The sequence below is a fragment of the Faecalimonas nexilis genome (assembly GCF_059731825.1).
The window spans coordinates 1,615,952-1,641,495 of the sequence record NZ_AP029189.1 but is presented as its reverse complement, the minus strand read 5'-3'; the positions used below and the strand labels follow the sequence as shown (position 1 = coordinate 1,641,495).

17 protein-coding genes are annotated in these 25,544 nt (G+C 39.3%); 1 reads left to right on the top strand and 16 read right to left on the bottom strand.

Annotation, left to right across the window (positions count from 1 at the left end; all coding sequences use genetic code 11):
- Position 1 precedes the first annotated feature (1 nt).
- The 15 genes from scpB to alaS all read right to left on the bottom strand — a co-directional run bounded on the left by scpB (position 2) and on the right by alaS (position 23,498).
- Positions 2-571, bottom strand: coding sequence for an SMC-Scp complex subunit ScpB (gene scpB, locus AC6I5B_RS08190; protein WP_004613815.1), 570 nt, complete (start codon positions 569-571; stop codon positions 2-4).
- Positions 561-1,346 (bottom strand): segregation and condensation protein A, encoded by a 786-nt coding sequence (locus AC6I5B_RS08185; RefSeq protein ID WP_144166748.1) that lies wholly within the window; start codon positions 1,344-1,346, stop codon positions 561-563. Before AC6I5B_RS08185 ends, scpB begins: the two co-directional genes overlap by 11 nt.
- A gap of 88 nt (positions 1,347-1,434) precedes the next feature.
- Positions 1,435-2,469 carry a sulfate/molybdate ABC transporter ATP-binding protein gene (locus AC6I5B_RS08180; RefSeq protein ID WP_022250415.1) on the bottom strand — a complete coding sequence of 345 codons (1,035 nt, stop codon included), beginning with the start codon at positions 2,467-2,469 and terminating at the stop codon, positions 1,435-1,437.
- Position 2,470: 1 nt separating this feature from the next.
- Positions 2,471-3,142 carry a molybdate ABC transporter permease subunit gene (modB, locus tag AC6I5B_RS08175; protein ID WP_004613818.1) on the bottom strand — a complete coding sequence of 224 codons (672 nt, stop codon included), beginning with the start codon at positions 3,140-3,142 and terminating at the stop codon, positions 2,471-2,473.
- A 3-nt stretch (positions 3,143-3,145) separates the two neighbouring features.
- Positions 3,146-3,943 (bottom strand): molybdate ABC transporter substrate-binding protein, encoded by a 798-nt coding sequence (modA, locus tag AC6I5B_RS08170; protein ID WP_022250416.1) that lies wholly within the window; start codon positions 3,941-3,943, stop codon positions 3,146-3,148.
- A gap of 17 nt (positions 3,944-3,960) precedes the next feature.
- Positions 3,961-4,926 carry a GTP 3',8-cyclase MoaA gene (gene moaA, locus AC6I5B_RS08165; RefSeq protein ID WP_044987713.1) on the bottom strand — a complete coding sequence of 322 codons (966 nt, stop codon included), beginning with the start codon at positions 4,924-4,926 and terminating at the stop codon, positions 3,961-3,963.
- On the bottom strand, positions 4,923-5,795 hold the full coding sequence (locus AC6I5B_RS08160) for a metallophosphoesterase (protein ID WP_118208360.1): 873 nt from the start codon (positions 5,793-5,795) through the stop codon (positions 4,923-4,925). Before AC6I5B_RS08160 ends, moaA begins: the two co-directional genes overlap by 4 nt.
- 107 nt (positions 5,796-5,902) lie before the next feature.
- The gene (locus tag AC6I5B_RS08155; RefSeq protein ID WP_004613822.1) at positions 5,903-7,108 is read right to left on the bottom strand and encodes a D-alanyl-D-alanine carboxypeptidase family protein; all 1,206 of its coding nucleotides are present in this window, start codon (positions 7,106-7,108) and stop codon (positions 5,903-5,905) included.
- A gap of 95 nt (positions 7,109-7,203) precedes the next feature.
- Positions 7,204-7,797 carry a putative ABC transporter permease gene (locus AC6I5B_RS08150; protein WP_044987715.1) on the bottom strand — a complete coding sequence of 198 codons (594 nt, stop codon included), beginning with the start codon at positions 7,795-7,797 and terminating at the stop codon, positions 7,204-7,206.
- Positions 7,798-7,953: 156 nt separating this feature from the next.
- Positions 7,954-11,736, bottom strand: a complete 3,783-nt coding sequence (locus tag AC6I5B_RS08145; protein ID WP_044987717.1) for a right-handed parallel beta-helix repeat-containing protein — start codon at positions 11,734-11,736, stop codon at positions 7,954-7,956.
- Positions 11,737-11,752: 16 nt separating this feature from the next.
- Positions 11,753-14,425 (bottom strand): discoidin domain-containing protein, encoded by a 2,673-nt coding sequence (locus tag AC6I5B_RS08140; RefSeq protein ID WP_144166747.1) that lies wholly within the window; start codon positions 14,423-14,425, stop codon positions 11,753-11,755.
- Positions 14,426-14,446: 21 nt separating this feature from the next.
- Positions 14,447-15,502, bottom strand: a complete 1,056-nt coding sequence (locus AC6I5B_RS08135; protein WP_144166746.1) for a peptidyl-prolyl cis-trans isomerase — start codon at positions 15,500-15,502, stop codon at positions 14,447-14,449.
- A 189-nt stretch (positions 15,503-15,691) separates the two neighbouring features.
- Entirely contained in the window at positions 15,692-20,251 is a 4,560-nt protein-coding gene (locus AC6I5B_RS08130; RefSeq protein WP_144166745.1) for a sialidase domain-containing protein, read from the bottom strand.
- A 299-nt stretch (positions 20,252-20,550) separates the two neighbouring features.
- Entirely contained in the window at positions 20,551-20,727 is a 177-nt protein-coding gene (gene rpsU / locus AC6I5B_RS08125; protein ID WP_004613829.1) for a 30S ribosomal protein S21, read from the bottom strand.
- Positions 20,728-20,858: 131 nt separating this feature from the next.
- Complete coding sequence (gene alaS / locus AC6I5B_RS08120; protein ID WP_044987719.1) at positions 20,859-23,498, bottom strand: alanine--tRNA ligase; 2,640 nt, start codon at positions 23,496-23,498, stop codon at positions 20,859-20,861.
- Positions 23,499-23,651: 153 nt separating this feature from the next.
- On the opposite strand from alaS, the gene AC6I5B_RS08115 reads away from it, so the two are divergent.
- Complete coding sequence (locus AC6I5B_RS08115) at positions 23,652-24,521, top strand: shikimate dehydrogenase (RefSeq protein ID WP_144166744.1); 870 nt, start codon at positions 23,652-23,654, stop codon at positions 24,519-24,521.
- A gap of 86 nt (positions 24,522-24,607) precedes the next feature.
- On the opposite strand, the gene AC6I5B_RS08110 is transcribed toward AC6I5B_RS08115, so the two are convergent.
- Entirely contained in the window at positions 24,608-25,384 is a 777-nt protein-coding gene (locus AC6I5B_RS08110; protein ID WP_071144257.1) for a shikimate kinase, read from the bottom strand.
- Positions 25,385-25,544 lie beyond the last annotated feature (160 nt).

The following is a 25,544-nucleotide window of genomic DNA, read 5'->3' as shown; positions in this document are numbered from 1 at the left end:
TTTAGAGGTTCAGACGCAACTGTACCTCATCTTCTGCCTCCGCTTTGAAATCCTCCATTTTTTCCGGATTGATACTCGGAAGCTCATCGACAGACTGCACACTGAATCTTCTAAGAAATTCTTCTGTGGTGCCGAACAAAAGCGGTCTTCCAGGCGCATCCATTCTTCCGACCTCCGCAACCAGATCATATTCAATCAGCTTGTTAACTGCATGGTCTGATTTCACCCCACGGATCTTTTCAATCTCAAGCTTTGTAATGGGCTGTTTATACGCAATAATCGAGAGCGTCTCCAGTGCAACATCCGTCAGAACATGACGTTTAGGCTGTTTGGCAATTCGGATCAAATACTCATACGTATCCTTTTTGGTACACATTTGAAATGCATTTTCCAATTCAATAATATGAATTCCCCTATCTTCTTTTTCATATCGATCCATCATATTGTGTATTACTTTCCGTGTTGTCTCCACATCCTGCTCTAATGTTCTTGCAATCTTATCAAGTTCAACCGATTCTCCCATTGTAAAGAGAATTGCTTCTATAATCCCTTCCATCTTTTTAATCTTCATTCTCTGTATTCCACCTTTCACCGGATTGTGAATCTTGTCGAGAAGTAATCATAATCTCTCCAAATGTATGCTCCTGTTCAATCGTGATCGCTCCGATTTTCATCATCTCCAAAACAGCAAGAAATGTAACTACAATGTGCAGTTTTGACTTCTGGTGCATCAAAAGATTACGAAAGCTGAATTTGTGATGTGTTCTGATATACTCATTCAGATATTCCATCTTATCATCCACGGTCACTTCTTCTTTCTCAATTTTACCAAATATACTTCTTACAGGATCTATCTTATCATTTTGACGTCTCATGACATCTTTAAATATCCGATTCAGTTTTGCCAAAGTAAGTCCATCCAAAAGCTCATCCAAATCAAATGGCTGTTGATAGGTTTTGACTTCCTCCGGTATATCCGGGCCTTTGAACATCATACGCTCACCATCAATCTGACGATCCCGAAGCTCATATGACATATATTTATACATCTTATATTGCAAAAGCTGCCCTACAAGCTCTTGTCTTGGGTCTTCCTCTTCCCCCTCTTCGTTGACTTCTTTCGGAAGAAGCATCTTGCATTTAATGTCCAACAGTGTTGCTGCCATCAGAAGAAATTCGCTCATAATATTCAAGTCCTTCTTCTGCATCTCACGGATATAATCCATATACTGATTGGTAATCTCCACAATCGGAATGTCATAGATATCAATCTTATTTTTTTCAATCAAGTGCAAAAGCAGATCAAGCGGTCCCTCAAACACTTGCAATTTCACCGGTATTCCCATTTATCTGTCTTCCTTTTCCCTTACTCACTGCTATTTATTATACGGGATAGTACACTTTTCGACAAGTTCTTTCTCAAGGATTCCGCTATTACTGCTGCAAAAATAAAAGTGCCTCTTCCCAAAGAGAAATATACACTTCTTCCTTTTCATGATAAACCAAAACCTGGCTTTTTGGAAGTTGCATGCGCAGAGGTTTTTTCGCCCCATCCGGTCTCAGAAGATAAATCATATCAAAGGTCGACTCAATCACATCCTCCACAACACATTTTGCATCCGCATATTCTCTTTCCTTGATTACTTTTATATCATGCGCCCGGATTCCAAGTGCTTTTCCAATCACTTTTTCTGAACATACAATTCTTTTTCTGATGTTCCAGTCCTTACAATATATATATTGCCCCTCTGTTACCATCTCTGTTATGTTTTTACACCCCGTCAGGATTGCTGCTGAAACCGTCCTTGGATTTTTGAAAATTTCCTTTTTTTCACCTGTCACTTCTACTTTTCCGTTATGAATCACCGCCATTTTATCACAGAGCCGATAAACCTCATCTCTGTTGTGAGAAACGAAGAGAATTGTGCTGTTATATAATTTTGCAAGCTCCATGATCTGCTGTTCCAATTTCCATTTTAAATAGCTGTCAACTGCTGAAAACGGTTCGTCCAAAAGTATCATCTCAGGATTGAGAATGAGAATTCTCGCAATGGCCACTCGCTGTTTTTGTCCACCTGAAAGCATATACGGATATTTTTTTTCAAACCCTTCCAGAAAAAACATCTTCACAAAACGCGCGACCTCTTCTTTTCTTCGCTTTTTCTCAATACCGATTCCGATGTTTTCTTCAACAGTCATGTTTGGAAACAATGCATAATCTTGAAATAAATAACCGATTTTTCTCTTCTGAGGCGGCAGGTTAATATGTTTTTCCGAATCAAACAGCACTTTGCCATTCAACACAATCTTTCCCGTATCCGGTCTCTCAATCCCTGCGATACATCGAAGTGTCAGACTTTTTCCACAACCGCTTTCCCCAAGAACAGCAAAAAATTCATTCTCTGCCTCAAAAGCCACATCCAAGGTAAATCCTTCTATTTTTTTCTTAATATTTACCGAAAGAGACATCTTATTTCCTCCTAATTGCATATTTCATCTGCTGTCTGTTTACAAGATTCATAAGCAAGATTGACAAAAAAGAAATCAGCATGATAACCCCAACCCATTGATATGCCTGTGTGCGGTTTCCGTTTTGCATGGCAGAATATACCGCTATCGCCACTGTCTGTGTTTTTCCCGGAATGTTTCCGGCAAGCATGATTGTTGCGCCAAATTCTCCGAGAGCTCTTGCAAATGCCAGAATCGTTCCCCCTGCAATTCCCGGAAAACAGTTCGGGAAAATAACTTTCCAAAAGATCGTGTAATTAGAAAGGCCTAACGTTTGTCCCGCATACACTAGATTCTGATCCATCTGTTCAAATGCACTGCGTGCAGTTCGGTACATCAATGGAAAAGATACAACCACAGATGCGATCACCGTACCTGCAAATGAAAATACAATCGGCATTCCATGTTCGGAAAGCCACGCTCCCAACGGACTGCTTTTTCCAAAAAAAAGCAATAGAAAAAAGCCGACGACTGTCGGCGGCAGTATCATCGGCAATGTTAATATTGTATCCAATACCGCTTTTCCATGCTTTATTTTTATCACTTTATAGGCAATCCAAAGTCCGGCAAAAAATGTAATGACTGTTGCCAGACACGCTGTTTTTAACGATAAAAGAAGTGGTGAGATATCCATTGATTACTCCTCATAATTCGTAAATCCATACGCTGTAAATACAGATTTTGCTTCATCCGTTTTCAAGTATTCCATAAATTGTTCTGCCGCTTTGGCATTCTCACTGGATTTGACAACTCCCGCCGGATAGATTACCGGATCACATGTCCCTTGCGGTGCTTCACAGATTACTTTCACATTCTCTTCTATCATCGCATCTGTAGCATAAACAATTCCGCAGTCTACATTGTTTGTGGCAACCCAATCCAGTACCTGTCTGACATTAGTCGCCAAATTCGCCTTCGCTGCGACCTGATCCCATAATCCCAAATTTTTATAAATTTGTTCTGTGTACTGTCCTACCGGAACATCAGCATTTCCAATTGCAACCATGGATACTTTATCTGTTGCCACGTCTTCAAAAGAGCTGATCTCTGTTTTCGCATCTTTTGGCTGAATCAAGACAACCTTATTTTCCAAAAGTTTCACAATACTGTCCTTTTTAATAAATCCACCTTTATCCAATTCATCCATCTGTTTCATCGCCGCAGAAATAAAAATATCTGCCGGAGCGCCTTCTTCAATCTGCGTTTTCAATGTACCGGAAGAATCAAAATTAAACACAAACTTTACATTTTCGTGTTCTTTTTTATATGTCTTAGAAATTTCCGTCAATGCATCTGTCATGCTGGCTGCCGCCAATATGTGCAATTCAACTTCTTGTTTCCTCTTTTCTGCTTTCTTTTCTTCTTTTATACATCCCGCCATACCAATCATAACCGCAAACGCAGTTAATAAACACACTAACTTTTTTCTTTTCATTTTGTCTATCCTTTCTTTTATCCTCCGATTCTGGACATTGCCTCTCCCTCTATGCAATCACATCCAAATCGATGTTCTCTTGGTTTTTCAAGTAATCCCTTTTCCAATAATTGCTTCAATTCCTCTTCGCAGGCACCTTGACGCAAGGCGCTCTTTAGATCTACCGCATTTTCTGATTGCAGGCACAACCGTAGTTTTCCATCACAAGTGAGACGTATACGGTTGCACTGATTACAGAATTTGTGACTGACTGCACTAATAAAGCCAATCTTTCCACAAAACTCAGGCAATTCATAATAGACACTCGGACCAAATCCGATTCGCTCCTCGCACCTTCTCATAGGACCATAAACATCTTCTAGCAATGCCTTTATTTCTTCTTCCAGATTTCCCTTTTCCTCTTGATTCTGAATCGGCATCAGTTCAATAAATCTCACATGAATTCTATATTTCTTTGCGATTTCTGCCACATGTACGGCATCTTTTTGCCAGTCTTTTCCAGCCAGAACACAATTTATCTTCATGTTGATCTGATCATAGGGAATAACCGAAGAAATTCCCTTCCACACATCTTTTACCTCACCATTTCGTGTCAGTTTTCGAAATTTTTTCTCTTCCAATGTGTCCAGACTGATATTGATTCCATCAATTCCCGCTTTCGACAACTGTTCAATGTAGTTTGGAAGCAGAATACCGTTCGTAGTAAGCGTTACCGTCTCAATTCCTTTGGTCTTTTTTAATCTTGCAATAAATTCCGTCACATTCTTTCGAAGCAGAGGCTCGCCTCCAGTTATCTTTATGTGTTTGATTCCCAGTGCTGCCGCTGCCTTACCCACTGTTAACAGTTCCTCATAAGTCAGCACTTCACTGTGAGGAATCCACGTCACACCTTTTTCCGGCATACAATACACACAACGCAGATTGCATCGGTCTGTGACAGATATTCGAAGATAATCAATCAATCTTCCATACTGGTCTTTCATGATTTTTCTCCTCCTATCTGAAGAACAATCATCTCCGCCGGATTAAAAAGACGAAACCGAAACGTATGCGTTCCAAGTCCTTTGCTTACTACAACAGCCTTTTCTCCTTCCATAGTCAATTCGCCTGAATATTTCGGAAATAACCTTGCCTGAGGCGTAATGACACCGCCAAGCTTCGGAACTCTCACAATCCCTCCATGCAAATGTCCGGACAAAATTAAATCTGCTCCCCATTTCAGATAGGTCTTTGCAAACACCGGGTTATGCGCAAGCAAAATCTCATAATGTCCCTCAAAAGCTTCACCGATACAGCTTTCTACTTCTTCCACCGGAAGTTCTATATTTTCAAATTTTTTATAATATCGATGCGGAATTTCCAACCCATATACATCAACAGCCTGTCCATCCCAGCTTAATCTGACTCCTTCATTTTCCAAAAAGTGAATTCCTGCACGCTTTAACTGTTCTTGATATACCGCATAAGTCTCACCATATTTTTCTGTATTTTCCTTCATCCGCTGTTCGTGATTCCCATTGGCATAATATACATCACAAATAGCAGGAAGTGCAGAGACAAATTCTTTTGCTGGCTTTGGCGAAACTCCTTCTTTCCCAATCAACATATCTCCGGCAATCAGTATCAGATCTGGGTTTTCTCTTCGTATTGCCGTCAAAAGCTTCTGATTATTCTTTCCATAACATTGGTTATGCAAGTCACTTAGCACAACAACCTTCCGTTTCCTCTTCAGCTTTTGCAGTTTGGATGATTGTATATTGTAATAGGTCGTTCTAAATACATGATTCTCCCGCCAAGATTCCATAAGCACGGTCAATAACACGATTCCAAGTACAATAATCACATTTCCCATACCGCCACTCCCGCCTTCTTTTTCTTTTCCATTCCATAAAACAGTACAGATCCAAATCTGAACCTGTACTATTATTTCTCTAGCATTATATAATTTTTTAACTCATTCTACAATAGAAAATTTTGAAATATCTCTGCAAATGCATGTTTAAACTGCATTTTCCCTACACTTTTTTGTATCTGAATCGAAATCTCCCCAATTTTCTTTCCATTCAACAGATATGTAACCGTTCCGACTTTTTCTCCTTTTTTTACCGGAGCCTGTTTTTCCTGATCGATTTCGATTTTTCGCTTTATCCCTGATAAATTGGCTCCTGTTGTGTCAATATATTGAAATTCCGTCTCCACAGCGACAGGCATCTCTTTTTCAATTCCACCCCTTATTTTCAAAGGCTCTAATTCAAACGGAGTGGTATCTTTGTATTTCGTACATTTTCCAAATCCATAATTTAGAAGCGTTGTCGCATCTTTAAATCTCGCCTTCGGATCCGGCGCTGCCATGATTACTGCAATCAGTTCTAAATCATCTTTCTTTGCAGTTGCTGACAGACAAAATTTTGCCTTGCTTGTCGAGCCGGTCTTTAGTCCTGTCGCATACTGATATTGTCTGATCAGTTTGTTGGTATTCGCAAGGCCAAACTCCGTTGTCCCCTTCTTGGTCGTATGTGTAATGTTTTCCATCCATATCGTAGAATAGTCGTGAATTTTCGGATATCTCGTAATCAATTCTCTCGACATCAGGGCAATATCCCGCGCTGTCGTCACATGTCCGTCTGCATCAAGTCCATTACAGTTCAAAAAATTCGTGTGTTCCATACCGAGTTCCTTTGCCCTTGCATTCATTTTTGCTACAAATTCTTCCTCACTGCCCCATATGTGCTCTGCCATTGCCACACAAGCATCGTTCGCACTCGCCACCGCAATACATTTTATCATCGTATCCACAGTCTGTGTCTCTCCCGGCTCTAAAAACACCTGCGAGCCACCCATGGACGCCGCATACTCCGATACGGATACTATGTCAGTCAGCTTTATTTTCTCATCTTCCAACGCATCAAAAATCAACAATAATGTCATTACCTTCGTGACACTCGCCGGCGGAAGTTGTTCATCTGCCGCCTTCTCGTAAATTACCTTTCCGGTAGACACCTCCATCAAAACAGCCGATGGTGTGCTGATTTCCAGCTCCCCAAAAGCAGATTCCTCTGTTCCGGCTTTCGTTTCCTCGTAAAGTATTCCTTCGCTCTCTGACATTGCACACACATCTGTAACGCATAATACCAGACTTACCATCAGTGCTAGAAACCTTTTCATGGCAACTTGCTCCTTTATAATATTTTTCGTCTACTATCATTGTAATGACTGTTTTTAAAAAATATGCAACCTTCTCTACTTTCATCTCCATTTTACTAAGAACGTGAAATTTTCTCAATCAATGTATCTTTAATCCTCCATACACGTTCCGGTATATCTTCCTTTTTCTCCACATACAATGAATGAAGAAAATCTATTGTAAATACAACAATCAGAAAACTGCCCACAATTTTCCCGACCAAAAACGGTATTCTCGCCACAACTCCCTCCACAAATCTTTGCAGAAATAAAAACAGAAAAAGGGTATAAAAGCCCCATGCGATTGAACTTTCCAGACATAAAATTCCTTTGTAATTAAATGGCTTTTCATGGTAATCCCACCAAATTTCTCCAAAGATACGCTTCATGATAATTCCCGTCAAAAGCTCAAGCGCCGTAGCAAGCAGAGACCCTAATAAAAACAGCAGAAATCCATTACTGCTATATGGTCTCAACACAAAATATACCGTCAATGCCCCAACACCATAAATCGGACAAAACGGGCCTTTTGCAAATCCTCTGTTTGTCAATTTTCTATTACAGATTGACATATAAATCGACTCTACAATCCACCCTAAAATACTATATAGCAAAAACCATAAAATCACATGGTAACTGTCAAACCCCAAAATCATTCTATTCCACCACATAACCGTACTCTCTCCTTCTCTAAAAATGTACGCCCTATTGTAGCATAGTTCCTTGAGAATATCCACTTTCTTCAGAAATTCTTAATGATTCACGTCAATTGGGGACATAGCAAAATTCAATTTTACTACGCCCCCAATTGCAACTATTTCATTCTACTATTCATATTTTCTTTTTTTATAAATCACAGTCACTGTGCTTACTCCGGCAATCATAACAAGAATCCATACAAACATCATTGTTGTATCCCCTGTCTTCGCAGCCGTTGGTTTTTTCTCTGATGCATTTTCTTTACTTGCTTGTGCATTTCCCTGTTCAGCAGATGGCTTTTTATCATCTGTCGGTTCTTTTGATTCCGCTGTTTTCAATCCATCCATTGCTTTTGCCAATAAATCTGACGCATACGCAACCTGCTTCTCTGTTGCATTTTCATCTTCAAAAATCGCTTTGGCATCTGCAATTGCTGCTTTCAAAACATTACCGGACTCTTCTGTATACAATGACAAATCAATATTTTCTGCTTTGCTTAACAACTCTTCCAATTTGTCTTTATTCGGAATCAGTCTCAAGTTGAAGATTGCATTTTGCAGATTTACAAATGCATGTTCTACCTGTTCTTGTGTTGCTTTTTCATCATCTAAAACAGCTTTTGCCGCATCTAAAGCTCCTTGGAAAAGTTCAGCAGACTGAGGTGTATATTCATTTAATTTTTCAACATACTTTTGTGCCTCTTTCACAGCTTTTGCAAGTTTGGATTTATCAACCGGAATTATAGTCAATCCCTCCATTGCTTCCTGTAATTTCTGTTGTGCAGCATCTAATTCATACTGAAGTGCATTTTCATCTTTCAACAATTCTACTGCTTCTTCTAATGCTGCTCTAAATGCTTTCACACTCTCTTCTGTATAAACATCAACATTGATATCCTCTGCTGCTTTTACTAACGCCTGCAGCGACTTGCTGTTTCCGGTGTAAGAAAGATAATGAATCATCTCCAACAGTTTATCACATACAGTATCTACCTGAGCCTGTGTAGCATTTTCATCTGCATATACTTTTTCGGCTGCTTCTAATGCTTCTTCCAATTTTTGTTTCACAATCGGTACAACGTACTGATACTCCGGTTTTTCCTGCTCAGATTTTGCATAATCAATTGTGTCTTTCAACAATGTTTTATTTACCTGTTCAGGTTCCACCATAGCCTCATCAACATAAGTAATGATTGGTGTTACGTGGATAGATGGTTTTGTCGGAGCTCCGTTATTTTTCGCTTCCACACGAATCCAGTCGCCTTTATTGACTTCAATCTCACGGATTCCCACATCTGCTTTTTGATTACTTACTTCAAGTACATAAGAATCGCCAAGCACTTCTCCATTTTTCGTAAAGCTTAAAGTAACCGTTCCGTTTTTGTTTCCTGCCTGACGCAGATACGGTTCATCGTCTTTCACAGCCAAGGTAATTTTTCCGCTCTTCGGTACGCGGAATGCCATTGCCATACCTTCTTTTTTAGATGCTCCGGTTGTATCGGAAAGCAATCCATGTGTTGTCTCTGTTGTCGGTGTCTGATGATTTGGCAAAGCTACACCTGGCCCAAAATATGTATCCACTGCCCAGTTTGGATATACCGGATCGTATGCTGTCAAATTCTCATATTCTGAAGCAGATTTTTTCATCTGACCAAACCAGACATTACCCTGCTGTGGTCCGGCATAATCAAGCGCCCACTGATAACTGTTTTTCGCAGAAATTGTAAATTCATTTTGATCTCCATTTTCTGCCTGAACGACAAGTTTCATTCCTTCTGCAATATTTCCTGTCGTAACTTCTTTTCCTTCTGCATTTACAATTTTGACTTCCGCTGTGCTGTGAACTTTCACACCTTCTTTTAACTCTTTCACAGTTGTCGGATTATTTTCCAGCATCGGAACAAATACAGTTTTATCTTTCATCATATAGACAGCCTCTTTGATTGCGTTGTCAGCTGATGCAACAATCGTATACACTACTTCTTGTTTTCCGTCAGACAATACAACACTCATACCGCCTTTTACAATTCCGCTTTCCACTTCTTCTTTGCCATTCATCACTTTGATTGTGCATCCGGAATCGTACTTCAAATTTTTAAGGAAATCTGCAACTGTTGTACCTGCTTCTACTCCTCCAATTGTTTTTTCTGCTGTTTTAATATCATATACATCAGATGTTAAAACAAGAGAAACCGCATCACTTTCAAATGCTCCTATATCCGGTGTTCCTGTCACTTTGTTTCCAAAGAAGTCTTTTCCACCATTGTTTTTGATCACTTTACCTGCATTAACTGCCGGAGAATCTGATGCCAGTTTATATCCATCAAATGCTGTTCTTTCATGAACAATTGAATCTTTTATGTTTCCTGCTTCCACGCCGGCCAAAGGTGCTGTTGGCGCTTTACCCGGATCTGCAAATTTCGGATCTGCTTCAATCGCATTCGCATCATTTGCCGGAACATTTGCATAATTGTAATAAAGGTTATTGTCATATTTTGTTTTTGTTTCATTCGTATGTTTGAACCAGTTTTCTTCTTTTGGTGCAGAGCCATTATAATAAATGATATTATTCTCTACTACCATTGGACCACCGCCCATATTTGTACGAATAAAATCAATTCCTTCTTTTACAAAGAATGTATTGTTATACACATGTGCATCAGGTTGTCCTGCTGGGTTAATCACACCGCCTAAATCATTTTGACTGATATTATACCGGAAAATATTATTGATTGCTTCTCCTCCGCAGAACATAACACTTCCGCCACCGTTATTATGGCTGTAATTATACTGGTAAACAGTTCCATCACCATAGTCTGCATCCCACGCCTGACCATCTTGGTTTTGGCAAGTATCAAATGCTTCATTGTACTGGAAAATGGCATCTTTACATTTCCAAGGCCAAATTCCGGCTGCAACTCGTCCAAATCCGGTCGCATTATAGTCTTTTGTATTAATCTGTCTTGCCGCACCATCTGATACGTTATACTCAATAAGCGGACGGTCACAATACATCAATGTAATTGCATCTCCACCTGCATCTTTCACATAGTTATTGCGAATCACAACATTGGTAGAGCCGTATGTACTAATCTTTTCATCTGAAATCACACCGCCATGGAACTGACCATGGGTATAACTGTATCCAACTGCAATTCCCCATCTGTTTGTGTTTTCTACATAACAATTTTCAATTTTTACATCATCATATTTTGCAATTCCTGTTGATGCATCCATCGGCTGGAAAGCTGTAAAATAGATACCTCCGTTGTTCATATGTTTGTCATATACATTTCCAATTACATCATGAACATATAAATTATCCAGATAAATATGATTTAACGTTCCTTCATTTTGTGCAACTGCCGCAACTCCTGTACGGTTCATAACATCTTCTGCATTATATGCTGTTTCAATCTTTGGAGCTTTGTTTGTAATTTCCAAGTTTTTGATTTCTACATATTCTACATCATAAAGAAGTACAGAAGAAGAAACATATCCTTGATATTTATGTTTTGCGTTGCCCAAAGGAGCGCGATAGTTTTGATACCAGATTCCTTGTCCGTTTGTTTCAATGATTGGTAAATTTCCTTTTCCATAAGAGTCAACAACGATTGGCGCCTCTTCTGAACCGTCTCCTTTCAAATGCAGAAAACCATTTTGGAATACAGAACCACGCTCCAAAAGAACTTTATCTCCCGGCTTCAATGTCAGTTCATTGATTTTGTCTAAACTGTAAAATGCTTTCCCCTCAGACATTCCATCATTGTTGTCGTTTCCGTCAACTGTACTTACATAATACGTTGTTCCTGTTGTTTTTCCCTGTTTTGCGGCATCTACTGTCATTCCCGGTAAAACTGTCGTACCCACAACTGCAGCCGCCATAAACATAGCCAGAATTCTATTTTTCATAATCACACCCTCCTTTCTACTCTTCAAATCCTAAACGAATTTCTGCTGCCGAAGCAAAAATTTTACTTGCTTCCTGCGATGCAGAGTCTGTTGCTACTAATTTCACATAACGTCCTAAAACAGTGTCAAATCTTGCATATTTCACAACATTATTGTTTGCCCATGTTCCCGTTGCAACCGGTTCTCCCCAAGTCTGTCCGTCTTTACTTACATAAATCTCATAAGCTGTGATGTTACCGTTTGTTCCGCCGCCTTGTCTTGGAGTATATTTTAACATTGCAACATTTTGTTCTTTCTTCATATCAATCGTAATCCATGTTTCTGAACGTTGACAGCCATTCCAGTTTGTATGCCACATTGTATTCAAGTTGTTATCCAATGCAAGATTTCCGTTTCCTTCTGTATTATTATTTGGCTGGAAACTTCCCGCCTCTGCTGTCATTCCTGTTGCTGCATACTCTTTATATACTTTCACAAGTGAAATGTTAAATTCTTTGGAAACTTCTTTATAAGATACTTTCAGTGTCATTCCTTCTTCGATAACTTCAGAATCTTCTACCTTTTTGTCTCCTTTATAAACGTCTACATTGACACGTTTATGATGAATTAAATTTTCTTTAAAAGTACCAACAGTTGTTCCTTTTGGAACTTCACGGATTGTTGTTCCTTCTATCTCGTAAACAAGCGTTGACAGACGAAGGACTGTATGTATTGTATACTCTTTTACCGTATCTCCATTTTTCAGTTTCAAAATCATACCGTCTTCCACAGCTGCATCGCCCGCTGCAGCTTCTTCTCCCTTGTACACTTCCAAAGCAACCCGCTTGTCATATACAAGATTTTCTTTCATCTCATCGACAGTAGTTCCGACTTCGACATCATTGATTTCATTCTCTGTCACTTTGTAAACATCTGAATAAATTTCTTCCACGATTTCTCCATCTTCTGCTTTTGTCTCGTGCATACCGATATCAGGTGTCATTCCAAGTTTATTGCCAAAGAAATCTTTTCCGCCATTATTTGGAATATATACACCGGCATTTACTGCTGCAGAATCTTCTTTGATTTTAAATCCGTCAAACACTGTCTTTGCTTCCGGATCATCGTGTCTATGAATCGTTCCATCTGTGCTGTCCGGTGCAGTCAGTGGTCCGACAAAAATCTGGTCTTTTTCACTTTCTGCAACAACTACCGCATGTTTATCTGTAGATGGAGTAGAAGTATATCCATAATAAAGATTATTGCTGAATTTTTTATTTCCATTTGGTTCCCACTCATCGTTCGGGTTCGCTGTACTTGCATTGTAGAAAATATTATTTGAAATCACACCGGAACCGCTGCGTTTTCCACTCGCATTGTGGTGTACTCTTGTTGCTCTGTCCCCGTCCACATAAAAGACGTTGTTATAAATCTTTGCTTCCGGATTTCCTTGGAATGTAATAAGACAGCCTAAATCATTATGGCTTAAATTATAACGGAATGTACCATTATAAGCCTCATTTAAGCAAATCAGCATAGAACCTCCACCATTATTATGACTATAGTTATACTGGTAAACCGTGCCGTCTGACCAGTCAATGTCCCACGCCTGTCCGTCACCATTGCCTTCTCCGACTGTATCAAACGCCTCATTATATTGGAATACCGCATCTTTTGTTTTCCATGGCCAGATTGTCGCACAGAAAGACTGCCAATAACCGGCATATCCATCATCCAAATCAACGCCGGCTGTATCCGAAATATTTCTTTCAATTACCGGTCGATATGCATACATTGCAACAATCGCATCATTTCCAGAATTCTGTACATAATTGTCTGCGATATAAATGTTTGTGTGTCCATATTTTTGCACTGTCTCATCTGCAATCTGTGCTCCATTGAATTTAGAATGCTGATATGTATAGCCAACTACAATTCCGGCACGTTTTACATCTTTGACATAACAGTTTGTAATTTTTACATCATTATATCTTGCAATCCCTGTTTTAGATTCATCTGTCGGTTTTGATACGTTGAACTGGATTCCTCCATTGTCCATATGTTTATCTTGAAGATTTCCGTCAATATCGTGGATATAAAGGTCTTCTAAATAGACATGGTCCATGGTTCCTCCGTCTTTTGCAATTCCTGCAACTCCGGTGCGGTCCATACGTGCTGATGTATTTGCCAAACCATTTTGAATGTATTGTGCATCATCAGATTCATTTGTCAATTCCAAACCTTTCACTTCTACATAATCAACATCGTAGAGCAAAATGGCAGAAGACACATATCCTTTTGAACGGTGTCCACTGTTATCCATCGGTGTACCATAATCCTGATACCAGACACCTTCTCCTCTTGCATTAATGATAGGTTTATTACCTTCCCCATAGCTTCCGATCCGAATCGGATTTTCTTTTGTTCCGTGTACATTCTGCAGATGAAGAAATCCTTGGAAAACAGATCCCGCTTCAAAAAGTACGCTGTCACCCGGCTGAAGTTTCACATCTTTAAGCTTATCTAAAGTCTGCCATGCTTCTCCTTCTGAAGTTCCACTGTTTTGATTGTCTCCACGATTACTGATGTAATATGTCGTTCCAACTGCTTTTTCCTTTCGAGCCGCACTAACGCTCGACATCGGGAAAACATTCGCTGACGTACACAATACAGCAAGTGCACACATTGCCGCTACAATTTTTCTCTTCATAGCTCTTATTCCTCCTCATTTTTATTTTTTTATATGTTTTTTTGTAAAATCATATACTTTCTTCATATCGCCGTCGACTTCCAAATCCTCGGCTTTTTTTTCTATCATAGAATTATAATGTTGTTCTCTTAACTCTTTATTGATATTATCCTTTACTTCATCAACAGTAAAATAATCATAATCGTTCTTAGCCGTACACTGCACAAGATACAGCGCCCCATTTTCATCTACTACCTGTGTCGATTCTCCAATCTTTAATTCATATCCCAGTTCCAAAACATCTCCGATTGCCTTCGCCTTCGAAGAAACCTCACTGGAAAGCAGTTCTTCATGGGAAAAATACGGACTCAGCATCTCGTTTTCTGCCACAAGTTTCTGTAATGTTTGTGAGCCATCCATGCTTTTATAAATAGATATCAATTCTTTTTCCAGTAACTCTTTTTGATCTTCCGTCATATTTTCTGAAAGATATGGGATTTTTATATAATCCAGTGTGATATCATCATTTTTTTGAAAGAGTGCATCTTTGTTTTTTTCATAATACTGTACTCTTTCTTCTTCTGTGATCTCCATTCCTTCATTTTTCAGATTCTCGCAATATCTCTTTTGAAAAGAATCCATCTCATATTCCATATACAATTCTGTAGTAAATTTGGACAATCCGAAAACCGGTTCTCCGTTCTCGATTTTTTCTGCCCTCATTTTATTCTCTTCTTCCATACGCTTTATCATATGTTCATAATCTGCATATTCCACGTAACCTTCTTCAATTGCCGTTTCATAAACCGCACGATAATATTTCAATTGTTCTATTGTCTGATCCGCCAATTTTTTATATGGAACAGTTCCCTCAATTTCCGTCTCCCAAAATTTCTCATCAATCTGAATGTCTCGATTTTCTGTCAGCTCATTGGAAACATCATAAATTTGTTGATTCATCACATACAAATATTCTTCTTTACTAATTGGTTTTTCATGAATATTCAATTCAAATTTCCCTTTTATAAAAAATGCACCTGCCACAAAAATTCCAGCCGTCAACACTGTTGCTACTAGGCATACTATTTTCTTTTTCATTCTTTTCCTCCGTCATATTACACAAAAATAGATTTCTCACATTTCTTTAATTGTATCATATATACAACATCAATACTTGTACAAATGTATCTGATTTCTCCATTTATTTGTATAATCAGGAACTCTTACACTATATATAAAAAGGTCTCCCGAACCTTTTTCCGATTCAGGAGACCCTTTCTTCATCTATTAATTTTCTTCTTTTTTCCGTACAGAAAATACCGTTCCCGCACTTAAAGCTGCAATCAGCGCAAATAAAATCGGTGTTGAACGATCTCCTGTTTTGACAGGACTCGTATTCTTTTCTTTATCATCGTTCTTTTCCGCTGTTGTATTTTTGTTTGGTACTTTTTGTTCTTCTGCTTTTCCAACTTCTTTTAATCCATCCATTGCTTTTGCAAGTGTACGTTCTGCATCTTCCACTTCCTGTGTCGATGCTTCTGAATCTGCAAATACAGCTTTTGCTTTTGACAATGCTGACATGAATTCTTTTGCACTTTCTTCTGAGTAAAGCTTCACATCAATCTGTTCTGCACTTTGGATTAATTCTTCTAATTTATCTTTATTCGGCAATAATCTCAAACCAAAGACTGCATTTCGAAGATTTGCATACGCCTGATCGACTTCCTCTTTTGTCGCATCCTGTTTTCCTAAAATATTCTCAGCCGCTTCAAATGCTCCCATGAAAATCTCACCGCTTTGAGTTGTATACTCATCCAGTTTTTCTACATATTTTCGTGAACTGTCTACAAGTTTCTGAAGTTTTGACTTATCTACAGATATCACTTGCAATCCATCCATTGCCTCTTTTAATTTTTTCTGAGCCGCATCAAGTTCTTTCTGCAGCGCATTTTCATCGGCAAGTACAGTCTCTGCTTCTGCAAGTGCTTCTTTGAATACATTCGCACTTTGTTCTGTATAAATATCTGTATTGAGTTTTTTTGCGATATCTACCAAATCTCTCAGTGATTTTGCATCTCCTGTAAATGATAAATAGTGGAACATTTTTACAAGTTCATCTTTTGCTTTGTCAACTTCTTCCTGTGTTGCAGCTGCATTCGCAAAAACAGTTTCCGCCGCTTCAAGCGCCTCATCTAATTTTTGTTTTACAATTGGTACAACATATTGATATTCCGGTTTTGTCTTCACATCTTTCGCATATGCAATCGCAGCTTCCAGCGAACTCTTATCCGCTTCCACAACCGGAGGCGCCTCCGTTTTTGTTCCTGTAAGACGAATTTCTGCTGCTGATGCATAGTCATTATCTGCCTCCACGCTGAGTGCATCTAAAGATGTCAAACGCACATATTTTGCACGCACCGGCTCAAATGAAACCATCTTCCAAGCAGTATTTCCCGCCCATGTTCCTGTTGCAACTTGATCAAAATGAACACCGTCATTACTTACTTCCACTTTATATTCTGTAATAATACCATTTACGCCCCCGGAAGTTCTTGGCTGATAACGGATTCCATCTACCATATAGAAATCTTTCAGTTCAAATTGAATCCAATGATTTTCGCGTCCATGGCCACCACCCCATGTAGTATGCCATAATGTGTCTGCTCTTCCATCTAAAACATTCGCTGCCCCTTGACCTGATTGAGCCGCACCGGCTGTTGCACTCATCTGTTCTGTCGCAATATCTCTTGCAGCATCTGAAGGATCTACTCCAATGTATCCCATATTGACATCCATATCACCGGAACTTACACACAGTCCATTCGCATTTTTCACTGCTCCCGCTTCATCACAGATAATCTTTGGTCCTTTGAATTGGATCGTTCCTTCATCACCTTTTTGTAATACATATTCAAACACTAATGTTTTGTCATCATTTCCGCCGGATACATAATTCGCATAACGACCTTTGCCGTTTAACATAAACCTGAATTTCGGTGTTCCTGTTGCCGTAACATTCTGATCTGTTTTCACTGTAATCACATATTTATCTCCCGGCAGCGTATAAGCATGATCGTCTGTTTTTTCCACTTTGTATGTAACAGATGTAATCGTCGGGCTTAATAAATTCACTTCATCTTTAATATAGTCCAAATTAAATGCAGTAAATTTAATCGTATTCTGATGTTCATAGAGAAGTCCCATATTTCCATCTCTCATTTTTGTCAAACATGAATATGCATAATTATTTGGACAGAACATTTTTTCTTCTACCCAGTCCACAGAGAAACTATCCTCTGTCTCCGTCACTTCACCGATTCGTAATGTTCCGTTATTTCTTCCTGAACCTCCCGGATTTGACATAATCACTCTGTCTTTTCCGTCTGTTCCGTTTTTATCATAATACAATACAGATAACTGGCAGTATACTTCCGGCGCTGTTGTATCAATCGGATCACTCCATGTTGCTCCACCGTCTGTACTTCTAGAAACAACAACTTTTCCGTTTCCACCTGTATTTCTCATAAACTGAAGCAAGTTGCCGCTGCTCAATTCAATAATCTGACTTTCTGTCAGCTCACTGATTCCAACCGGATTTTGCGAAGATGTCACCTGTCCGTTTTTGTTAATTCGTCCATCATTCGGAGACTCTCCTCTTTGCCATGTTTTTCCGCCGTCATCACTGTAAATACAAGCAGAAGACTGGAATCCTATACCACTTCCTGCAATTGTATAATAAATCGGAAATACAAGTCTTCCCGGATGTTCCTCATCATACTGAAGCTGAACTCCAAATCCCGGACCAACTCCACAGAATCTCATCCAGTCTGCTTTTACCTGTGGTGTGATATCTACCGGATCACTCCATGTCACACCGTCATCATCACTATAGCTCAGCCACAAATAGCATGTCTGAGTCGGATGAAGAGGTGCTGAATCGTTGTTCTTAGAGGTACTTCTCAAATAAATATTTCCCACATATTCACCGGATTTATACAAATCACCTTTTTCATGGTAGCCTTGTTCATCATTTCCTTCAAACTGTTTTACTACATAATCTGTTTTTTGATTATCCTTGTCAAATACTTCTCCATTTTCCCGAAGTGTATATTGATTATTATCTTTATCATAAAGCGACAGATAATCTTTTCCATCTACTTTCACATAACCTGTTCCGGTTTCTTTGATTGACCATGTTCCTTGGCTTCCATTCGTTGATTCTGGAAACATATCTACAAGCATCCACACACGTCCCGGATTCTTTCCATTCTCATCTTCTGCAATCATCGCCGGATCAATTGTGTAAGCAGATTGTGTGCCACTGAAATAAGATTGTGATTTCAAATCAATTACATCAATCGGATCTTCCCAAGTCAAACCGTTATCTGTACTTCTTCTGACAACCGTATCAATATTTCCCCAGTCAGACCAATGTGTATTTCTTTGATCAGCTGCTGCGATTACAGTTCCTTTACTCGTTGTAACCATTGCTGGAATACGGTAATTATAAGAATCATAATCACCCATATCATAAATACCATACTCACCTGTCTTATATACATCTTTCCCGTATTCCGGTTCATCTTGCGGTAAGGTGCGTTTATGAAGTTCCATAACCTGTTCCGCATTTAACGTCTCATCAAACACATTGACACTGTCAATGATTCCGTAGAATGGCCATTTTGAACCCGGTGTCGTATTCGTTCTGCTGATTCCGCCAAGCGTAACCATATCCGGCGTCCAATCACCCTTCAGCAAATGCGTTGTCGCAAACTTTCCGATGGATACACCATCTAAATAAAACTCTGCCTGTGTCCCATCAAATGCATATGTCACCGTATGCCACTCTGCATTATTGACAGAATTTCCATTGCGGACTGTAATATACTTATCTCCTTTGCCCTGCACCTCATATCCGATTCGGTTATCCTTCGGCTTAATATAAAGAGCTCCGTACTCTCTATCTGCATTGCTGTTCGACAGAGATAACAATCCGTAAATCGTTTTGCCTACAGCCGCCTCATTTAAGCGATATGCAAAAGAAAACGTTCCTTTTGTCAAACCGGAAATTTTTTCTTTCTGCTCCGGCAGTTGAATCATCTTTCCTTCTGTTCCGTCAAACATTTTTCTCTGGTAAGTAAAAATCGGTGTTCCTACAGACACAGCACCATGGTCTGCCATAATCTGATCTTCGGAAACTGCTCCATTATACAATTTCACTTCTTTGATGCTTCCGGTAAACGGATAACTATTTCCTGAAATTCGATTTGCGCCTCCAAATGTCACAGAAGTCGGTTCCCATTCCATTTTGTCGACAAAATTAGTCTCACTCACATCCCACTGCTGTACAAGTTTTTGATCCAAATATACTTTATAATAGCTGTCCTTTTCTGTTACAAGCGTAATCGTATGCCATTGATTATCCGCAAGATTCACATCATTTACCGTAAAGTTTTTGTGATCATTTACCGTCTCATTTTTGCGGAATTCAAAACCGATTTTATTCCCGCCACTAATGTACAAAGACATATAATGATTCGTATGTGTACTTCCATTAATTGCAGCCAACGCCTGTAAATTGGTACTTCCCGTCCTAAAACTCAGTGTAATCGTACCGCTTCCCAATCCTTTTACAAAAGCCACATCCTCCTGCGGTATTGAAAAACGCTGTTCAATACCTTGAATCTGCTTTTCTTCACTTAAATATTCCTTGCACAAAATTTTTGTTGTTTCTGTATCTACTGTTGTCTCAACTCTTCCCGCACTTTCATCTTGAGCAAAAACAGGCATGGCTCCTTGCATCACCATCGTAAGCACCAAAAGAGCTGCCACTATTTTTTTCTTCATGCTCATCTCTCCTTCTCTTAATGAAATATATTATAAATTGTAGCATATTTTTATAATTTTTTCTTGTATAAAAGCGTCACTTTTGTTTTTATTTTTGTACAATACGGAACAAGCAATGTCGTTTTTACACAATTAAGTCAAAATACACACCAAAATCGCAGTTATAATTAACATTTTTTCACAAAACATCACACTTGTATTTTTCACTGTCTCTTCATATACAAAACACATTACGAGAACAATAAAGAGATGCACTAAAAAGGAAGTGTCTGTTAAACACTTCCTTTATCTTGCACATATTAGTTAAATTTACGTTTTCTAGCAGCTTCAGATTTTTTCTTACGTCTTACGCTTGGTTTTTCGTAATGTTCTCTTTTACGAATTTCTTGTTGAATACCAGCTTTTGCACAGTTTCTTTTGAATCTGCGTAAAGCGCTATCTAACGTCTCATTATCTTTTACGATTACATTTGACATAGTCTCACACCTAACCTCCCTCCAGTCCTATATTGTGCATCATACGACTGTTCGGGTATTTTTTTATTGCACTATATAGAATTATAGCATATTTTTTTCATTCGTCAACTATTTTTTTCAAAAATACGCAACTATTTAATCTGCTCTGCGAGAACCTCTGCTGCTTTGGCAATCGCATCCGGAATTCCTGCCGGATTCTTTCCACCTGCCTGAGCCATATTTGGACGGCCACCGCCGCCACCGCCTACAAGTGCTGCAATTCCTTTGATTAGATTACCTGCGTGAGCGCCTTTTTCCATTGCTTCATCTGTCGCCATCGCAATCAAGTTTACTTTTCCACTTGCTGAAGATGCAATCACAACAACGCCTTCTCCTAATTTTTCTTTCAACTGGTCACCAAGATCACGAAGACCATTCATATCAACGTCCTCAACAGCTGTGGCAAGCAGTCTCACTCCATTCACTTCTTTTACCTGGTTCATCACATCACCCAAAGCATCTTTTGCCGCTTTACTCTTCAGTGATTCGATCTCACTTTGCAATGCTTTCATTTCAGCCTGCATGTGTTCAATTTTTTCTTTTAAGTTGGCAGGAGTTGATTTCGCAGCTTTTGCAGCTTCTGCGAGTTCTTTTTCCACTTCTTTGTAATAACAAAATACACCGTCCCCTGTCAATGCTTCAATACGGCGCACGCCTGCCGCAACACCTGCTTCCGAAACAATCTTAAATGTTGTAATGTTTCCTGTATTGCTTACGTGTGTACCTCCACAGAGCTCTTTGGAGAAATCTCCCATTGATACGACTCTTACATCTTCTTCATATTTTTCTCCGAACAATGCCATAGCCCCTGTTGCTTTTGCCTGTTCAATATTCATAACTTCTGTTACAACCGGAACGTTTTTAGCAATCTCCGTATTTACAATGTTCTCCACTTTTTCTAATTCTTCTGGCGTCATCGCTGAGAAATGTGCAAAGTCAAAACGTAGTCTGTCCGGTGTCACAAGGGAACCTTTCTGCTCTACATGCGAACCAAGCACTGTCTTTAATGCTTTCTGCAACAAGTGTGTTGCACTGTGATTCTTACATGTGTTTGCTCTTTCTTTTTCTGCAACTTCCAATGTAACAGAATCTCCCACTTTGAACATTCCCTTTGTCACGTTACCGACATGCCCGATTTTTCCGCCTAGTAATTTGATTGTATTGCTCACAGTAAATTCTGCATCCTCAGTACAGATGATACCTGTATCACCTTCCTGACCACCCATCGTCGCATAAAACGGAGTCTCATCGACAAAAATTGTTCCATTCTGTCCCTCAGTAATTGCCTCCACAATCTCACTTTCTGTTGTGAGAACACTGATTTTTGAAGTATGTGTCAGTCTGTCGTACCCTACAAATTCTGATGTCACAGATGCCTCAATCTCATCGTATACAGTGGCATCCGCCCCCATATAGTTCGTCACTTCACGGGCATTACGCGCCTTTACTCGTTGCTCTTCCATAGAAGCCTTAAAGCCTTCTTCATCGATTGTATATCCTGCTTCTTCCAAAATCTCTTTTGTCAGATCAAGCGGGAATCCATATGTGTCATATAGCTTGAATGCATCCGCACCTGAAAGAACTGTCTTTCCAGCTTCTTTCATCTCATCCTGCATAGATGCCAAAATGCTAAGTCCCTGATCGATTGTCTTGTTAAATTTATCTTCCTCCTGTGTCAGTACTTTAAAGATAAATTCTTTCTTTTCTTCCAACTCCGGATAACCATCTTTGGATCCTTCGATTACTGTTGCACTTAATTTTGCAAGGAATTTCCCATCAATTCCAAGAAGACGTCCATGACGAGCCGCACGTCTGATCAGACGGCGAAGTACATATCCTCTTCCCTCATTTGTCGGCATGATTCCATCTGAAATCATGAATGTTGCAGAACGAATATGATCTGTGATCAAACGGATAGATACGTCTTTATCTGCATCTGCTTTGTATTCTACACTTGCAAATTCACATACTTTGTCACGAAGAGCCTTGATTGTATCTACGTCGAAAATAGAATCTACATCCTGTACAACAGAGGCAAGTCTTTCTAATCCCATACCAGTATCAATATTCTTTTGCTCTAACTCTTCATAATTGCCATTGCCATCATTGTCAAACTGTGTGAATACGTTGTTCCAGATTTCCATATATCTGTCACATTCGCACCCAACTGTACAGTCCGGACTTCCGCATCCATATTTTTCTCCGCGATCATAATAAATCTCTGAACATGGACCACATGGACCGGAGCCGTGTTCCCAGAAGTTATCTTCTTTTCCAAATTTAAAAATTCTCTCCGGTGCGATTCCCATCTCTTTATTCCAAATATCAAATGCTTCCTGATCGTCCACATATACAGACGGATACAGTCTGTCCGGATCAAGTCCTACTACTTCTGTTAAAAATTCCCATGACCAGTGAATTGCCTCTCTTTTAAAGTAGTCTCCAAAAGAAAAGTTTCCAAGCATCTCAAAAAATGTACCATGACGAGCTGTCTTTCCGACATTTTCAATATCACCTGTACGGATACATTTTTGGCATGTTGTCACTCTTTTTCTCGGTGGTATCTCCTGTCCTGTAAAATATGGTTTCAACGGTGCCATACCCGAATTGATCAATAATAAACTTTTATCGTTATTTGGAACTAACGAAAAACTTTTCATCACAAGATGTTCTTTACTCTCAAAAAAGTTCAAAAACATTTTTCTCAGTTCATTTACTCCATATTGTTGCATGATTTTCCTCCTCAGCATCTTAAATTCGCTAATAATTTATTATAAATAGATTTCTGTTCTTTGTCAATCAATGGCATAAAAACTGTTGACACTTTTACTTTTTTGCTTTAAAGTGTAGAATCATAAAAGTAAACCAAAGAAAGGATGAATACTATGACAAATCAAATTACCGGACATACACGTCTGACCGGTCTTTTAGGAAGCCCGGTCGAACACAGCATCTCACCAATGATGCACAACGAAGCATTTCAACAATTAGGGCTTGACTATGCATACCTCGCTTTTGATGTTGGAACTGACAAATTAAAAACGGCTGTAGAAGGGCTTCGCACCTTAAATGTGCGCGGATTTAATCTGACAATGCCGAATAAAAACCTGATGTGCTCTCTTTGTGACAAGCTTTCTCCTGCTGCTGAGATCATCGGCGCCGTCAACACTGTCGTAAATGACAATGGCGTTCTGATCGGATATACAACTGACGGAGTCGGTTACATGCACGCAGTGAAGGATGCCGGTCACAACATCATCGGCAAAAAAATGACACTGCTCGGTGCCGGCGGCGCCGCAACTGCAATTTTAGTGCAGGCTGCACTAGATGGTGTGTCTGAAATTTCCGTATTCAATGTGCGGGACGATTTTTTCGCACGTGCCGAAAAAACAGTCGCTGATTTAAACGAACGGACAAACTGCAAAGTACGATTATTTGATTTTGAAAATCCTGATATTTTAAAAAGAGAAATCTCTGAAAGCGCAATTTTGACAAACGGAACCTCTGTAGGCATGTCTCCTGACACCGACGCCTGCATCATCAAAGATACTTCCGTATTCCACAAAGATCTGATTGTCTCTGATGTCATCTACAATCCGGAAGAGACAAAATTGTTAAGACTTGCAAAAGAAGCAGGGTGTCCGACATTCAACGGCCTGTATATGCTTTTATACCAGGGCGCAGAGGCATTTCGCCTGTGGACCGGGAAAGAAATGCCAATTCCAGTCATTAAAGAAAAATATTTTTCAAGATAGTTAAGAATGGCGGAAAACTGATATAGAAAAAGAAAAGCGATACCTACCCTCTCGGGCAGATATCGCTTTTCTTTTAACAACTGTCACTAAGCTTCTTTCAGTTTTGCAATCATCTCCTCACAGATCTGCAATACACTCTTGTTGTCCGTATGTATGATCACATCAGCCGCTGTCTCATATTTCTGTCTTCGCTGCTCCATCATATTCGCAATAAACTCCACATTTTTATTGCCATTTAAAAGCGGACGATCGTCGCTGTCTTTCACGCGATTTAAAATTGTCTCTGGAGCTGCCGTCAAAAGAACAACCTTTCCATTTTTCTTCATCTCTTTTACATTCTGCTCACGAAGTGCAGCACCTCCACCACAGGAAACAATCGTATTTTTCGTTGCCTGCATCTCAATCAAAAGATTTGTCTCTAAATTGCGGAAATACTCTTCCCCATAAGTTGCAAAAATATCCGGAATACTCATATCCTCCCGCTCTGCAATCAATTGATCCATCTCAACCACATGCATGGCAAATACATCTTTTAAATACTGTGATACCGTACTTTTTCCGGCCCCCATAAACCCAATCAGGATAATGTTGTAAGAGAATAATTTTTGCGCCTGAATCCGCTTACTGTTTCTTACAATACAGTGGAACACATCTTCGATCTCTTTTTCATAACGATTGTCCTGCAGTTTTTCTTTAATCTGGCGCTGCTGTTTCTTCTCCTGCTGTGGTTGTAAAATTGGAATCCCATACTCCTCTTTATACGCCATAATTTTTTCTATAATAGAATTACGCTCTACCAAAGCATCAATGATTCTGTCGTCGCATTCTGCTAACTGTTCTCTGTATAATTCTAAATCATTCATATTCTTTCCCCCTTTAAAGTGCAAAAGTTTCTCAAATGCTATTTTATGCTTTTTTCTGTATAAATGCAAGAAGAAATATGAATATTCTAAAAATTTCTTGTTTACATCACGTGCAAATAGGTGTAATATATATGCATCATGAATTTAAAGTGATAAAGTG